The organism is Dactylosporangium maewongense (assembly GCF_039531485.1).
Taxonomy (GTDB): Bacteria; Actinomycetota; Actinomycetes; order Mycobacteriales; family Micromonosporaceae; genus Dactylosporangium; species Dactylosporangium maewongense.
Genome location: NZ_BAAAQD010000002.1, coordinates 378,404 through 393,005 on the forward strand (window position 1 = coordinate 378,404; position 14,602 = coordinate 393,005).

13 protein-coding genes are annotated in these 14,602 nt (G+C 72.7%); 7 read left to right on the plus strand and 6 right to left on the minus strand.

Features of this window, described 5'->3' with window-relative positions:
- Positions 1-6: 6 nt before the first annotated feature.
- The 3 genes from ABD332_RS08590 to ABD332_RS08600 all read right to left on the minus strand — a co-directional run bounded on the left by ABD332_RS08590 (position 7) and on the right by ABD332_RS08600 (position 4,736).
- On the minus strand, positions 7-2,349 hold the full coding sequence (locus ABD332_RS08590) for an ATP-binding protein (RefSeq protein ID WP_344501251.1): 2,343 nt from the start codon (positions 2,347-2,349) through the stop codon (positions 7-9).
- A gap of 725 nt (positions 2,350-3,074) precedes the next feature.
- Positions 3,075-3,890 (minus strand): hypothetical protein, encoded by an 816-nt coding sequence (locus ABD332_RS08595; protein ID WP_344501252.1) that lies wholly within the window; start codon positions 3,888-3,890, stop codon positions 3,075-3,077.
- Positions 3,891-4,064: 174 nt separating this feature from the next.
- The gene (locus tag ABD332_RS08600; RefSeq protein ID WP_344501253.1) at positions 4,065-4,736 is read right to left on the minus strand and encodes an alpha/beta hydrolase; all 672 of its coding nucleotides are present in this window, start codon (positions 4,734-4,736) and stop codon (positions 4,065-4,067) included.
- Positions 4,737-4,802: 66 nt separating this feature from the next.
- Between ABD332_RS08600 and ABD332_RS08605 the strand changes: the two genes are divergently transcribed.
- A complete protein-coding gene (locus ABD332_RS08605; RefSeq protein ID WP_344501254.1) occupies positions 4,803-5,741 on the plus strand; it encodes a helix-turn-helix transcriptional regulator in 939 nt (312 codons plus the stop codon).
- Between the two features lie 19 nt (positions 5,742-5,760).
- On the opposite strand, the gene ABD332_RS08610 is transcribed toward ABD332_RS08605, so the two are convergent.
- Genes ABD332_RS08610 through ABD332_RS08620 form a run of 3 tightly spaced genes read right to left on the minus strand, consistent with a single transcriptional unit; the run spans position 5,761 to position 7,597 of the window.
- Complete coding sequence (locus ABD332_RS08610; protein WP_344501255.1) at positions 5,761-6,072, minus strand: DUF5808 domain-containing protein; 312 nt, start codon at positions 6,070-6,072, stop codon at positions 5,761-5,763.
- A 32-nt stretch (positions 6,073-6,104) separates the two neighbouring features.
- On the minus strand, positions 6,105-7,271 hold the full coding sequence (locus tag ABD332_RS08615; RefSeq protein ID WP_344501256.1) for an RNA polymerase sigma factor: 1,167 nt from the start codon (positions 7,269-7,271) through the stop codon (positions 6,105-6,107).
- Entirely contained in the window at positions 7,268-7,597 is a 330-nt protein-coding gene (locus tag ABD332_RS08620) for a YciI family protein (protein WP_344501257.1), read from the minus strand. The genes ABD332_RS08615 and ABD332_RS08620 overlap by 4 nt, the downstream gene beginning before the upstream one ends.
- 66 nt (positions 7,598-7,663) lie before the next feature.
- Between ABD332_RS08620 and htpG the strand changes: the two genes are divergently transcribed.
- The 6 genes from htpG to ABD332_RS08650 are packed head-to-tail and all read left to right on the plus strand — an operon-like array spanning position 7,664 to position 14,595.
- Positions 7,664-9,511 (plus strand): molecular chaperone HtpG, encoded by a 1,848-nt coding sequence (htpG, locus tag ABD332_RS08625; protein WP_344501258.1) that lies wholly within the window; start codon positions 7,664-7,666, stop codon positions 9,509-9,511.
- A complete protein-coding gene (locus ABD332_RS08630; protein WP_344501259.1) occupies positions 9,508-9,882 on the plus strand; it encodes a nuclear transport factor 2 family protein in 375 nt (124 codons plus the stop codon). The genes htpG and ABD332_RS08630 overlap by 4 nt, the downstream gene beginning before the upstream one ends.
- 1 nt (position 9,883) lies before the next feature.
- The gene (locus ABD332_RS08635; protein WP_344501260.1) at positions 9,884-11,047 is read left to right on the plus strand and encodes a phosphotransferase family protein; all 1,164 of its coding nucleotides are present in this window, start codon (positions 9,884-9,886) and stop codon (positions 11,045-11,047) included.
- A gap of 38 nt (positions 11,048-11,085) precedes the next feature.
- Positions 11,086-11,571 (plus strand): hypothetical protein, encoded by a 486-nt coding sequence (locus tag ABD332_RS08640; protein WP_344501261.1) that lies wholly within the window; start codon positions 11,086-11,088, stop codon positions 11,569-11,571.
- A 43-nt stretch (positions 11,572-11,614) separates the two neighbouring features.
- A complete protein-coding gene (locus ABD332_RS08645) occupies positions 11,615-12,988 on the plus strand; it encodes a hypothetical protein (protein ID WP_344501262.1) in 1,374 nt (457 codons plus the stop codon).
- On the plus strand, positions 12,985-14,595 hold the full coding sequence (locus ABD332_RS08650; protein WP_344501263.1) for a VWA domain-containing protein: 1,611 nt from the start codon (positions 12,985-12,987) through the stop codon (positions 14,593-14,595). Before ABD332_RS08645 ends, ABD332_RS08650 begins: the two co-directional genes overlap by 4 nt.
- Positions 14,596-14,602: the final 7 nt, after the last annotated feature.

The following is a 14,602-nucleotide window of genomic DNA, read 5'->3' on the forward strand; positions in this document are numbered from 1 at the left end:
TTCGACTTAGTTCGCGGGTATGGGGAGGAGCGGGCCCGACAGCGTCGTCGGGCCCGCTCCGCGGTGCTGCAGCCGGCTGCGCACCTCACCGGCCTTCGGGTGGGCGAGCACGTCCAGGGTGCTCAGCGACCGGGTCCACGCCGCCCTCGCCTGATCCCACCGGCCCGCCGCGGCCCAGGTGTCACCGAGCCGGATCGACGTGTCGGCCTCGTTGAACCGGTCGCCCTGCTCCGCGTAGCGCAGCAACGCGTCCTGATAGCGCTCGATCGCCCGGTCATGGTCGCCGAGGCGGTGGTGGATGTACCCGAGGCTGTCCAGCGTCGCCGCGACACCGGCCGCGTCGCCGAGCGCCCGTTGCAGCTCCAACGCCTCCTCGCAGCACTCGAGGGCCACGTCGTGGTGCCCGAGCCGGGCGCGGTGCCAGCCCGCCGAGTTCAACGCCCGGGCCTGCCCGACCGGGTCGTCCGCGAGCCCGAACAGCTTCAGCGCCCGCTCGTCGTGCGCGACTGCCTCCGCGAACCGGTCCTGCGTCTCCAGCAGCCAGGCCAGCGCGTGCTGGCACCGGGCCGCCCCCGCGTGGTCGGCCAGCTCGACGAACAGGTCGAACGCAACCCGCAGGTGCCGCCGCGCCTCCTCGTGCCGCCCGCTGCGGATCAACCCGCCGGACAGGCTGCGGTGCGCCAGTGCGAGCGCCGCCCGGTCACCGAGCCGCTCGGCGGCGCCGACCGCGGCCCGCTGCGTGGCGATCCAGTCGCCCCAGCGCCCACTCCTGTCGAGGTGGTCGGCCATCGCCCAGGCCAGGCGCCACGCCTCCCGGTCCGCCCCGCACGCCACCGCCAGCTGCACGGTGCCGATGAGCGCCGTCCGCTCCTCCTCGAACCACGCCGCCGCCTCCCCGTCCGGGACCTTCCGCGCGGCGGGTGCGGGCAGCCCCGCCGGGTCCCGCGAAGGATTGAGCGCCATCGCCGCGGCCGTGGCCGCCTCGACGTAGTGCGAGATCAGCCGCTTACGCGCGGCGGCGCGCTCCGAGGCGGGGTCGGCGACGCGGGTGAGATCGGCGGCGTACGCACACAGCAGGTCGTGCATGCCGAACCGCCCCGGCCGTCCCTCGATCACCAGCTGCGCCCGTACAAGCTCCGCCAGCAGCGGCAGGACCGTCTCGCGCGGCAGCCCGGCGATCGCCGCGGCGGCCGCGATCCCGAGCTGCGGGCCGGGGTGCAGGCCGCCGAGCCGGAAGAGCCGCTGCGTGTTGGGGCTGAGTCGCTGGTACGACCACGAGAACACCGTCTCGACGTCGGCCTTCGGGTCGTCGGACCGCAGCGCGTCCAGCCGGCTGCGCGCCCCCGTCAGATCCGCGGCGATCGCGGCGAGACTGAAGTCCGGATGCAACGCCGCCCGCGCCGCCACGACCGACAGCGCCAGCGGCAGCCGCGCACACGCCGCGACGATCGCGTCGACCGCCGCCGGCTCCCGCTCCGCCCGCACCGCGCCGATCCGCCCCGCGAGCAGCGCCCTGGCCTCGCCGACGTCGAGCAGGTCGAGCGTCACCGGATACGCGCCGTCGGCCGCCACCAGCTCCGTCAGGTCCGACCTGCTCGTGACCAGCGCGAGCGCCGCCCCCGTGCCCGGCAGCAACGGCCGCACCTGCTCAGCCGTCGACGCGTTGTCCAACACGATCAACATCCGCTTGTCGCGCAGGAGTTGCCGGTACCGCCGAGCCCGCGCCCCGGCGTCCGCGGGCACCTGCGCCGGCGGCACCCCCAGTAACCCCAACGCGACACCGAGCGCGTCGAACGGGCTGACCGGGTCGCGGCTGCTCGGCCCGAACCCACGCAGGTCCAGAAACAGCTGACCGTCCGGAAACGTGCTCGTCATCCGATGCGCCCAATGTACGGCCAGCGCCGTCTTCCCGACCCCCGCCGTCCCCGACACCACGATCGCCCGCCGCCGCCGGTCGAGCAGCCCGTCGAGGTGAGCGAGCTGCCCCGTCCTCCCGGCGAACATGACCAGATCCGCCGGCAACTGCCGCGGCGCCTCGTCCCCCTTGGGCACCCCGGCCGCCCGCAGCTCCTCCACCCTGTCCCGCGCCGACGCCAGCGCCCGCTGCTCGTCCGGCGTGGTCCCGAGCAGCCTGACCAGCTCGTCGAACCGATCCGTCGGCGGCAGCACCCGCCCGGCCAGATACTCCCCGACGATCCCGTGCGACCACCCCGTCAGCGCCGCGATCCGCCGGTACGTCAACCGCGGCTGCCCCGCCCGCCCCGACTCCCGCACCCGGAGCTCCCGCAGCACCCGAGCAAGCTGCCCCATGGTGCCGACCTTCGCCGCGTCCTCGAGCAACTCGTCCACTGCCGCCGATTCCTCACGTCGCGCCCGCCCACCCCCGCGCCCTGCCAGTGTCGCGCGCCCCCGCAACCCGCCGGTCCCCCCGAGCCCGCGGTTCTCGATCGAAGGACGCTTCTGGCCACCCCGACGACCGGATCCATCCTTCGATCAAGAACCCCCGGACCGTGGCAGCCTGCGACCGGACGCGGTGCCGGCCGTGATCGGCTGAGCATGGAGTCCGGGGCAATATCTTGTGGGCACATGGACGCGACGATCGCTCGGTCCCGGTGACTGGCCTGCGACTGCCAGCCTTGCTTCCCGCGGCCGACCCGAAGGCGCCGGCTCGAACCTGCGGACGCGTGGCAGGCAGCGAACGCCTTGCCCCGCGACTGGATGCGGGTGCCGGCCCACACCTGGGAAGCGCACGGTCCGGTGACCGCCACCCACTCCAGCGGCGACCACGGGTGCTGGCTCAGCTACCACGGAGGCATACAAGCTGGGCGCCGCTGTCCGTCCTGCCCGCAGCTGCCGGCGCCGCCATCCACCCTTGGCACAGGCCTCCGACACGCGGGGCGGGACAGACTCCCCGAGGCGAGGCGAGGCGAGGCGAGGCGGCGCGGGGCGAGGCGGGGCGGGGCGGGGCGAGGCGGGGCGGGGCGTTGGCTCAGGTCACGGGTCTGCGGTCTGGTGAGGGCCTCCTGTCCGCGGCCGGGTGTGGGCGCGTGGGGGTGAGAGGTCGGGGAAGTGGGTCACTGGAGGCGGCGGATCTCGCGGGGGAGGCCGCGCATCCAGGCGCGCAGCAGCGGGGTGACGGTGCGGACCAGCGGGCTGGCGGGGGCGTCGTCGATCGGGGAGGTGAGGGTGTCGGCGGCGAAGATGAAGGGGTCGATCAGCGGGGTGGGGCGGTGCCTGTCGTGGAGGTCGCTGCGCTGCAGGGCGTCCTCCACCAAGGTGCGGAAGGCGGCGGCCGGGACGTCTTCGCGGACGGCGCGGATGGCCTCGTGGAGGTGGCGGCGGACGCCGAGCTGCTGCTCGTGGGCGGGGGAGCCGACGCCGACGAGGAAGGTGAGGTAGGTGCGGGTGAGGCGGCCGTCCTCGCGGTCGAGATAGCACTCGACGGAGCGGGTCCAGCCCGCGCGGGCGACCGAGAACCCGAGGCCGGCGACGGTGCCGTCGGCGGCGACGAGGCGGTGGCAGCCGCCCGCGCGCTGGGGGCCGGCGAGCTCCGGGGACCAGACGGGGCGGCGGGCGCCGGCGGCGACCATGCGCTCGACCGCGGCCGCGGCCGCGGACGCGACCCGGCCGCCGGCGACGCTGCCGAGGCCGAGGACGACGGCTGGGGCCATGGGGGTGGTGGCGCGCTCGAAGCTGGGGATCACGTCGGAGAGCAGGACGGCCTCGAGGGTGCTGCCGGCAGTGACGTGGGCCATCGGGTCGCCGATGGTGAGGGCGGCCATCGACACGAACGCGGCGCCCGCGAACTCGGCGTCGGTCGGGTCGTCGTCAGGGACCAGGGCGGCGGGCCCGCCGAGGATGCGCCGCAGGAGGGGGTCGACGTCGCCCACGACCGCGGCGAAGAGGCCCGGCGGACCGGCCGCGGTCGAAGGAGCGCGCCGGTGCGGCGTGCGGCGGTGGACAGACTGCTGACGGTGCCTGCGTTTGTGGCTACGACCACGACTCCCCGGACCCATGCCAGCAGTCTGCACCTACCCCCCGACAAAAAATCGCCGCACACACCGTCAATCCCCGTGCCGACCTGCGCAAAACAAAATCACAGCGGCCAGGTCCGCCGGGCGGCTGAGCATCGGCCAGTGGCCGGTCGGCAGTCCGTGGACGCGGTAGTCGCCGCGGTCCAGGCCGGCGAAGAACGGATGGTCGCCGTCGATCATCTGGTGGACGTCGGCAACGGCGAACGTCGAGCAGATCAGGTCGGTCGGCGGCTGCGCCGCGGACGAGAGCCGCAGCGGCGACAACGCGCTGGCCAGCGGGTGTGGGACGGCACGGGAGAACTGTGACGGATGCAGGCCGGCGAACTGCACCGGGTCGTCAGCGGGGTCGAACGACGGCGGCGGGATGAACACGCCGTCAGGGGAAGCCGGCGGGGACACGTCGGCCTGGGAGACGCCGTCCGGCAGAGGGCCGCTGTCCACATAGATCACTCGTGAAACCTTCAAAAGGTCCGCCGCGCCCCGGACCGGCAGACCGCCGTAGCTGTGCCCGACCAGCACCACCTCCGCGGCATCCGCGACGGCGGCGGTGACCTGCGAGATGTGGTCGTCGAGGGTGGCGCCCGCGCGCAGGTCGAGGCTCAGCGCGGTCACGTCGTGGCCGGCGGAGCGCAGCGGCGCGGCGACCGCGTCCCAGGCCCAACCGCCGAGCCACATACCGGGAACAAGGATGAAGTGCGTCATGCCACGACCGTAGGACGATATCCGGGCGGATCACGCCCTGATAAAAGTCCTGATAAGAAGAAGAACATGTCGACCGGCAAGGTGCTCGCGATGCTGGAGCTGCTCCAGGCGCAGCCCGGCCTGACCGGGCCCGAGCTGGCGCGCCGCCTGGAGGTCGACGGCCGCACGGTCCGCCGGTACGCCACCACCCTCGCCGACCTGGGCGTCCCGGTGCAGGCGGAGCGCGGGCGGTACGGCGGCTACCGGCTGCTGCCCGGGTACAAGCTGCCGCCGCTGATGCTGACCGACGACGAGGCGGTGTCGGTGGTGTTCGGCCTGCTGGCCGCGGAACGGCAGGGGGTGGGGGCGCCGGCGGCGCTGGCGAAGGTCGAGCGGGTCCTGCCGGCCAGGCTGCGCGAGCGGGTCCAGGCGGTCCGCGAGACGCTGGGGTTCACCGCCGTACACGCGGAGAAGAAGGCTCCGGTCGAGCAGCTGCTCGCGCTCGGCGAGGCGACCCGCGCGCACCGGCGGGTCCGGCTGGCATACCGGTCGTGGCGCGACGAGGACACCGAGCGCGACTTCGACCCGTATGGCGTCGTCGTCCACAACGGACGCTGGTACACCGCCGGGCACGACCACCGCAGCGGCGAGATCCGCACGTTCCGGCTGGACCGGATCCGGTCGATCACGAGCCTGCAGGTGTACTTCGAGCCGCCGCCCGACTTCGACGCCGTGGCGCACGTGCTGCGGAAACTGGCGGCGGTGCCGTTCCGGCACGAGGTGGAGGTGGTGTTACGCGCCGAGCTCTCGGACGCCGCGAGCCGGATCCCGCCGGCGGTCGGGACGCTCGCCGTGCACCCGGACGGCGTGCTGCTGACCTGCCGCGCCGAGCGCCTCGACGGGATGGCGCGGATGCTGGCCGGCCTCGGCTGGGACTTCACGATCAGGCGCCCGGAGGCGCTGCGCGACGAGGTGCGCGCGCTGGCCGCCCGCCTCGGCGAGAGCGCCGGGCGGCCCCGTGGCTGAAGCGGTCGAAGGGTGAGCGTCAGTCCCGGGACAGGGCCGTGCTGAGCACCACGGACGCCACCAGCGAGCCGATCATCAACCAGACCAGCCGCCACGTCCACTTGTGGCCGAAGTTGAGCGTCCACCCGACGCCCTGCCGCTTCGGCACGAACAGCGCGGGGTCGTCCGGGTTGACGTAGAAGACGCCGCGCCACGCGCGCGGGTCGGCGCTCATCCCGCGCGCGTCGCCGCCGTCGCGACGCTTCGGTGCCGGGACCGCGACGATCGCAAGGGCGAGGACGGCGACCATGAAGGTGATCGCGAGGATCTCGGCCAAGGCTGCGTGGTTCACCATTCGAGCGTGCCACCGGTTGTCACGGTTCTTCAAGTGCGACGCGTCATAAGGTACGCCCGCTGCACATCGTTGCCGGCCGATGCGGCGGCCCGGCCGAACGCCTCCCGCGCCTCGGCGACGCGGCCGAGCCGGCCCAGCAGATCACCCCGCACGGCGTGAAACACGTGGTAGTCGGGCAGATCGAGGGCCTCGACCAGGGCCAGCGCCGTCTCCGGTCCGGTCACCTCGGCGACGGCGACCGCACGGTTGAGCGCCACGACCGGTGTGGGTGACAGGTGCAGCAGCTGGTCGTACAGGCGCAACACCTGCGGCCAGTCGGTGCTCGGCCCGTCGGTGTGGACGGCGTTGATCGCGGCCTGCAGCTGGTAGACGCCGGGCCGGTCGAGCTCCAGGCATTGTCTGACGAGTCCGTGGCCCTCCGCGATGAGGCCGGCGTCCCACTGGCCGCGGTCCTGGTCGCGCAGCAGGACGAGCGCCCCGTCCGGCCCGGTGCGCGCGGGTCGCCGCGCCTCGATGAGCAGCATCAACGCGAGCAGCCCGGTGACCTCGGGCTCGTCCGGCAGCAGCCGGTGCAGCAGTCGGCCGAGCCGGATCGCCTCCGCGCACAGGTCGTCGCGGACGAGCCGTTCGCCGGAGCCGGCGGTGTACCCCTCGTTGAAGATCAGATAGATGACGGCGAGGACGGGCGGCAGCCGCGCGGGGAGCTCCTCGTCCGATGGCACCCGGTAGGGGATGCGGGCGTCGCGGATCTTCTGTTTCGCCCGCACGACGCGTTGTGCGACGGTCGTCTCGGGCACGAGCAGCGCCTGCGCGATCTCCGCGGTGGACAACCCGCCGAGCAGCCGGAGCGCCAGCGGCACCTGCGCGCCCATCGACAGCGCCGGATGGCAGCAGGTGAAGATCAGCCGGAGCAGGTCGGGACCCTCCTCGGGAGGGCCGTGCAGCAGCGCCGCCTCCTGGTGCTTCCCGGAGCGCTTGGCCTCCCGGCGCAGCCGGTCGATCGCCCGGTTGCGGGCGGTGGTGATGATCCAGCCGGCGGGGCTCGGCGGCGGGCCTTCCGTGGCCCAGTGGGCGACGGCCGCGGCGAACGCCTCCTGCACCGCCTCCTCGGCGAGGTCGATGTCGCCGAGCAGCCCGACCAGGACGGCGACGGCGCGCCCGTACTGCTCCCGGAAGACCCGCTCCACCGAGGTCAACGGAAGGGCCGGACCTCGATCGGCAGCCGCGAGGCGCGCATCAACATGTCCGCCCACGCCAGGGCGGCCGCGCGGTCCTCGACGGCGATGACGCAGAACCCGCCGAGATGCTCCTTGCCCTCGGCGAACGGGCCGTCGCTGACGAAGCCCGGCCGCAGCACGGTCGCCGTCGACGGCGGCAGGAGGCCACCGGAGAACACCCACACGCCGGCCTCGCGCACCTCCCGGTCGAACGCGGTCACGTCCGCGTCGATCGCCGCCATCTCCGCCGGCGACGGGGGCTCGCCCTCGCTGGGCTCGATCACGCTGAGCAGGTACTGCCGCATGGTCACCTTTCTACCCCAGCGTCCACGTATTCTTTTCTGCGGCATCTTCACGGAAGGGGATTTCAGGTGAGCAGCGAAACGCTGGAGTTTCAGGCTGAGACGCGGCAGCTCCTGCAATTGATGGTCCACTCGATCTACTCGAACAAGGACATCTTCCTGCGGGAACTGATCTCCAATGCGTCCGATGCCCTGGACAAGTTGCGCCTCGAGTCGCTGATCGACAAGGATCTGGAGGCCGACACCTCCGACCTGCACATCTCCCTCGAGGTCTCGGCCGAGGACCGGACGCTGACGGTCCGGGACAACGGGATCGGGATGTCCCGCGACGAGGTCGTCCAGCTCATCGGCACGATCGCGAAGTCGGGCACGGCCGAGATGCTGCGCAAGATGCGCGAGTCGAAGGACGCCGCCGCGAAGCAGGAGCTGATCGGGCAGTTCGGGGTCGGGTTCTACTCGACGTTCATGGTCGCCGACAAGGTCACGCTGGTGACCCGGCGGGCCGGCGAGAAGGGCGGCACCCGCTGGGAGTCCGCCGGCGAGGGCACGTACGAGATCGAGCCCGTCGACGACGCGCCGCAGGGCACCTCGGTGACGCTGCACCTCAAGCCCGAGGACACCGACGACCAGCTGCACGACTACGCCGCGGACCGGAAGATCCGCGAGATCGTCAAGCGCTACTCGGACTTCATCGCCTGGCCCATCCGCCTCGGCGACTCCGACACGCCGCTGAACTCGATGAAGGCCCTCTGGGCGCGGCCGCGCAGCGAGGTCAGCGACGAGGAGTACCACGAGTTCTACAAGCACGTCTCGCACGACTGGACCGATCCGCTCGAGACGATCCACATGAAGGCGGAGGGCACGTTCGAATACGAGGCCCTGCTCTTCATCCCGTCGCGGGCGCCGTTCGACCTGTTCATGCGCGAGGGCAAGCGCGGCGTGCAGCTCTACGTGAAGCGCGTCTTCATCATGGACGACTGCGAGGCGCTGACCCCGCAGTACCTGCGCTTCGTGAAGGGCGTCGTCGACGCGCACGACCTGTCGCTCAACATCTCCCGCGAGATCCTGCAGCAGGACCGGCAGATCCAGGTCGTGCGGCGGCGCCTGGTGAAGAAGGTGCTCTCGACGCTGACCGAGATGCGCGAGTCCAAGGAGAAGTACCTCGGGTTCTGGAGCGAGTTCGGCCGGGCGCTCAAGGAAGGCCTGATCGACGACGCCGACAACCGCGACGCCCTGCTCGACCTGCTCCTCCTGCCGTCGACCGCGTCCGGCGAGCTGACCTCGCTGCGTGACTACGTGTCGCGGATGAAGGAGGACCAGAAGGACATCTACTACATGACCGGCGAGTCGCGGGCCATGGTCGAGCACTCGCCGCACATGGAGGCGTTCCTCGCCAAGGGCTACGAGGTGCTGATCCTCACAGACCCCGTCGACGAGGTGTGGGTCGAGCGGATCACCGAATTCGACGGCAAGCAGCTGCAGTCGATCGCCAAGGGGCAGGTCGACCTCGGCGCCACGGAGACGCCGGCCGAGCAGCAGGAGGAGTTCGCGCCGCTGCTCAAGTGGCTCGGCGAGAAGCTCCAGGACGACGTGAAGGACGTGCGGCTGTCCTCGCGGCTCACCACCTCGGCGGCCTGCATCGTCGGCGACGAGCACGACATCACGCCGACACTGGAGAAGATGTACCGCGCGATGGGGCAGGAGCTGCCGCGCACCAAGCGGATCCTGGAGCTGAACCCGACGCATCCGCTGGTCACGGGGCTGCGCTCGGCGTTCTCGGCCTCGCCTGACGACGAGGGGCTCGTGGAGACGGCGGAGCTGCTGCACGGGGTGGCGCTGCTCGCCGAGGGCGGGGAGCTCGCGGATCCCGCGCGCTTCACCCGCCTGGTCGCGGACCGCCTGGCGCGTTCGCTGTGACGGCCCCGTCGGAGGACGGCCTGCGGGCCGCCGAGCGCCGCCTGCAGGCCGCGCAGCTGGCCGGCGACGTGGCGGTGCTGGACGAGGTGCTCGACGAGCGCCTGGTCTTCACCGGCCCCGACGGGCTGCTGTACGGCAAGGGCGACGACCTCCACCTGCACCGCTCCGGCGAGCAGAAGGTCACGAAGGTCGAGGAGGAGGACCTGATCGTCCTCGTCCACGACCGGACCGGGGTGACCTGCTTCCTGGGTCAGCTCGCCGGCACGTTCAAGGGCACCTCGTTCGCGGCGCGGATGCGGTACACGCGGACCTGGGCCTTCGCTGAGGAAACCGGATGGCGGCTGGTCGCCGCGCACGCCAGCATGCTGTGACATGAGGACCGTCTCGCTTGTGCTCGTCTCGTCCGGCGGCGACGTGCTCGGCGCGTTGCCGCCGATCGAGGTCGAGATACCGTGGTGGTCGGAGATCGCGTCGGTGGTCTCCGCCGCCCGTGCGCGGTTCGGGGTGACGGTCACCGTGCTGCGGCTGCTGTCCACGTCGCTGCCGGAGCAGCCGGGCGGGTCGGTCACGTATCTCGCTTCCGCGCCTTCCGCGCCTGCGGGCGTGCTGCCGTTCTCCGGCATGCTGTCGTCGCATCCGTTGCGTGCTGCTTACGCGGCGGTGGGCGGGCCCACACGGTCACTCGAATGGGCTTCGTCACATATTTCCGAAATCTCGGACATGGTGCAGGTGAAGACCTGGAACCTGTCGTCGCTGTGGCGGCTGGAGACCGGCGGCGACACGGTGTGGCTCAAGGAGCTGCCCGCCTTCCTGCGTGCCGAGACCGCCGTGCTGAGCTGGCTCAACGCGGTGGCGCCCGGCGCCGCGCCGACCCTGCTCGCCGCCGACGACGAGGGCCGCCAGCTCCTGTCGCACCTGGACGGCGAGGACCGCTTCGGCGCGCCCGAGGCCGACCGGCTGCCGATGGTCGACCTGCTGCACGACCTCCAGCTGCGGTTCCTGCGGGACCAGCCGGTGCTGCCCGGCATCCTCGACCGCCGCGGCGGCCTCCTCCTGGAGCAGATCACCGCGGCCGCCACCCCCTGGCTCGGCCGGATCGACGGGCTCGAGGCGGTCCTCGACGCGCTGCCCACGCGGCTGGCGGCCGTTGCCGCGTGCGGGGTGCCGGAGACGCTCGTCCACGGTGACTTCCACCCCGGCAATGTGCGTTCTGCGGCTCATGTACCGCCGGCGGTGCTGGACTGGGGCGACGCCTACCTCGGGCACCCCGGGTTCGACATCCTCCGGCTGTGCGGCGGTCTCGAGTCGTCCGAGGCGCTGCTGGCGCGGTGGTCCTCGTTGTGGCGCGCCGCCGTGCCCGGCTGCGACCCGTCACGGGCGGTGACGCTGCTGCGGCCCGTGGCCCCGCTGCTCGGCGCCGCCGTCTACGCCAACTTCCTCGCTAACATTGAGCCAGATGAATGGCCATACCATGCCGAGGACGTCCCGAGCTGCTTGAAGGCCGCCGTCGGAAATTTTGTCGTACCGATGCTGTAGAACTACCGGCGTCAAGGATCGTCCGACGCTGGAGGTCGATGGCTGTGGACGTTGAGCGGCGCTCGGTAGCGCCCATCATCCCGCCGGTGAAGCCGCGCAAGCTGGCCAAGGTGCCGTTCGTCGAGCTGGCCGACGGGCGGTTGCAGGGGGTCGTGTCGAGCGGCTCCGACGTGGAGCGGGTCTATGTCTCCTCGATCGGGGCCGGCAGCCACGGCCTGAGCTGCAGCACCAACAACAACCGCCCCTGCGGCGGGCTGCGCGGGTCCTATCCGTGCAAGCACCTGCAGGCGCTGCTCGACGAGGCGGTGCTGCAGTATGGCGCCGACCGGGTCGCCCGCTATCTGCGCATCGACGCCGAGCCGGGCGCGAGCCTCGCCGGCGCGCTGCGCGCGCACCACGAGCCGTCCCCCGCGGCGACCGTGTTCAGCAGCTTCCTGCGCCACCTGGCTTATCTGGAGCTGCCCGACACCACGCAGCCCGTGCCCGAGCTGCACTGGTTCCCGTCGGTCGGGGCGGCCCGCTGATGCGCTGTTCATTTCGTCTCGCGACCGGTCGGGTGGTCCGCTGATGCTTGAGACCCAGCTCGGCGAGTTGCTCGCCGACCCCGCCCCGGGCGTGCCCGAGGCCCTCGACCTGGCCGGCTCCGTCGACCAGGCCCTCGCCGACGGGCTCGCCCGGGTCTCCCCGTCCGTGTTCACGGGCCTCGCCGACGCGTTCGCCGGCAGCCCGCTGCGCGACCGGGTCGCCGAGGCCGCCGACAAGATCGCCGCCGGGTCGATCTCCGACGAGCACCTGCTCGCCCTGGCCGGCGCCCGGTCGGCGCTGTTCGGCGCCGTCCACGACGCGCTGCTCGCCCAGGCCGACGCGGCGCTCGGCCGCACCCGGCTGGAGTGGCCCGCCCGCGCCGGCGACGACGTCGCGGCCGCCGGCAACCTGCTCGCGGGCAGCCGCTCCTGGCTGCGGGAGCTCGCGATCACCGGCTGGCGCGGCGTCGACCACGACCTGGTCACCACCGCCGGCCAGATCATCGCGGCGACCCTCGCCGAGCCGCGGCTGCGCCGCCTCGCGACGCTGCTCGACGGGCTCGCCGCGGAGCTGCGCGCGTGCAGCCCGATCGCCACCATGGACCGGCTGCCGCTGCGGCGGTGGGGCGACCTGTGGAGCCGCGCGATGCTCCTGGCCCAGGACGGCGGCCGGGCCACCGCGGCCGAGCCGGTCAGCGGCCGGCTCCTGCTGCTGGGCGCCGACGTCCACGAGCACGCGACCGCCGTGCAGATCCAGGTGCACGGCATCCTCGAGACCCCCGGTGCCGCGCCGCGCCTCGTGCGCACCAGCGTCGCCGCCCCGAAGGTCGACACGATCGTCGGGCCGGCCGTGTGGCGGCTGTTCGCGGGGCACCCGGTGCTGCTCGGCGCCCTCGCGGAGCGGCTGACCCTCGACGTCACCGACCTGCCGCTGCTCGACAGCGGCGACCTGGTCTGGAGCGACGCGCAGGCCAAGGCCGGGCCGCCCGCCGACCCGTTCGCCACCGCCCGGGTGCTGCTGCCCGGCGCGGTCGCACCGGCGGTGCCGCCGCTGGAGCGCCACCCGGCCCGCATCGGCGAGCCTGTCCTCGTCGAGGGCTATGCGGCCGACGGCGGCACGTTCACGCTCGGCGACCAGGCGATCGCCGTCGACACGACGCGGCTGCCGTCGTGCGGGCCGCTGACCCCGCAGCTCGTCGCCGCCTCGCAGGCCTGCATCGGCCTGCTGCGGTGGGACGGCGGCTGGTCGCTGCAGCCGGTCGCGGTCCTCACCATGGTCAAGCGCCAGCCCGTGGCGACCCACACCACCGACTGGGCCCTCGGCCCCACCGACCCGAAGGTCGTCAAGGCGGCCGCCGCGGCCGGCGACGCGGTCGCGGTCCTCCGCGAGCGGGCCGGAAGGTTGCTGCGCCGATGAGCGACGAGAACCGTCGCCAGGTCCTCTACTGGCGGATGCTGTCCCGGGTCTTCCAGACCGACGAGCAACAGGCGTTGGAGGCGGCGAGCGTCGCCATCGTCGAGGACATCGGCCTGCCCCCGGCGCTGCTCGACCCGGCCGTCTCCGTCGACAACCTGGTCCAGCGCCACCCCGAGCTGGCTGGCGCCTTCGACGGCCTGATGACCCCGGCCGACCCGACCTCGGCCACTCCGGCGGGGCCTTCGGTGGCTACTGGTCCGGGCGCCTCCGCGGGCGCTGCGCCGGGCTCGCTCTCGGGCCCGCCGGCGGGCTCTGCTGCGGCTACCGGCCCGGGCTCTGCCGTGGGGTCTGGACCGGGGTCGCCCGCGGGCGGTTCGGTGGGCACCGCACCCGGCGCGTCATCGGGCGGTTCGGCCGGCACCGGGCCGGAAGCCTCGGCGGGCACCGGGGAGGACGCTTCGGGGGGCGCTGGAGCAGCGGCGTCGCCAGGCACCCCGGCAGGCACGGCTTCGGGCACCTCGCTGAGCGTGGTGGGCGCGGCGGGTGACGAGGTGCGGCGGGCCGCGCTGGTGTCCAAGCTGCTGATCAACGTGTTCGCGACCGGCAGCGGCAGTGTGAGCGCCGGGCAGCTGGCAAACTGGCAGGCCGACGCGGGGTGGTTCGAGCGGGCGCTCGGCATGAATCCCGGGGAGCTGCGCGGCAAGCCCAACGCCGGCGGGCTCGCCGGGGTGCTCGGCGGGCTCGAAGGCGACCTGGTCAAGCGGATGCACCTGCGGGAGGTCCTGGCCAACCCGGCGCTCGCCAAGCAGCTGACGCCGAGCATGTCGCTCATCGAGCAGCTGCTGCGCGACAAGAGCAACCTGTCCGGCGTCGCCCTCGCCAACGCGAAGGCGTTGATCCGCCGGTTCGTGGACGAGGTCGCCGAGGTGCTGCGCACCCAGGTGCAGCAGAGCAGCGCCGGCGTGATCGACCGGTCGGTGCCGCCGAAGCGGGTCTATCGCAACCTCGACCTCGAGCGCACCATCTGGAAGAACCTGACCAACTGGAGCCCCGACGACGAGCGGCTCTACGTCGACCGCCTCTTCTACCGGCAGACCGCGAAGCGCACCACCCCGGCGAGGCTCATCGTCGTGGTCGACCAGTCCGGTTCGATGGTCGACTCGATGGTCAACTGCACCATCCTCGCGTCGATCTTCGCGGGGCTGCCGAAGGTCGACGTGCACCTGATCGCCTATGACACGCGGGCGCTGGACCTGACGCCGTGGGTGCACGACCCGTTCGAGGTGCTGCTGCGCACGCGGCTCGGCGGCGGCAACGACGGGCCGGTCGCGATGGCGATGGCCCGTCCGAAGATCGCCGACCCGAGCAACACGGTGATGGTCTGGATCTCGGACTTCTACGAGTTCGACCGGTCACAGCCGCTGCTGGAAGGCATCCAGGCGGTGCACCGCTCCGGCGTCAGGTTCATCCCGATCGGCTCCGTCAGCAGCGGCGGCCAGCAGAGCGTCAACCCGTGGTTCCGGCAGCGCTTCAAGGACATGGGCACGCCCGTGATCTCCGGCCACATCCGCAAGCTCATCACCGAACTCAAGAACTTCCTCGCATAGGAGACCC

Bases quoted from the DNA above. Each gene is read 5' to 3' on its own strand.
- ABD332_RS08620 (WP_344501257.1), bottom strand. From the start codon at position 7,597: ATGCGGCAGTACCTGCTCAGCGTGATCGAGCCCAGCGAGGGCGAGCCC.
- ABD332_RS08635 (WP_344501260.1), top strand. From the start codon at position 9,884: ATGAGGACCGTCTCGCTTGTGCTCGTCTCGTCCGGCGGCGACGTGCTC.
- ABD332_RS08605 (WP_344501254.1), top strand. From the start codon at position 4,803: ATGTCGACCGGCAAGGTGCTCGCGATGCTGGAGCTGCTCCAGGCGCAG.
- ABD332_RS08645 (WP_344501262.1), top strand. From the start codon at position 11,615: ATGCTTGAGACCCAGCTCGGCGAGTTGCTCGCCGACCCCGCCCCGGGC.
- ABD332_RS08600 (WP_344501253.1), bottom strand. From the start codon at position 4,736: ATGACGCACTTCATCCTTGTTCCCGGTATGTGGCTCGGCGGTTGGGCC.
- ABD332_RS08640 (WP_344501261.1), top strand. From the start codon at position 11,086: ATGGCTGTGGACGTTGAGCGGCGCTCGGTAGCGCCCATCATCCCGCCG.
- ABD332_RS08650 (WP_344501263.1), top strand. From the start codon at position 12,985: ATGAGCGACGAGAACCGTCGCCAGGTCCTCTACTGGCGGATGCTGTCC.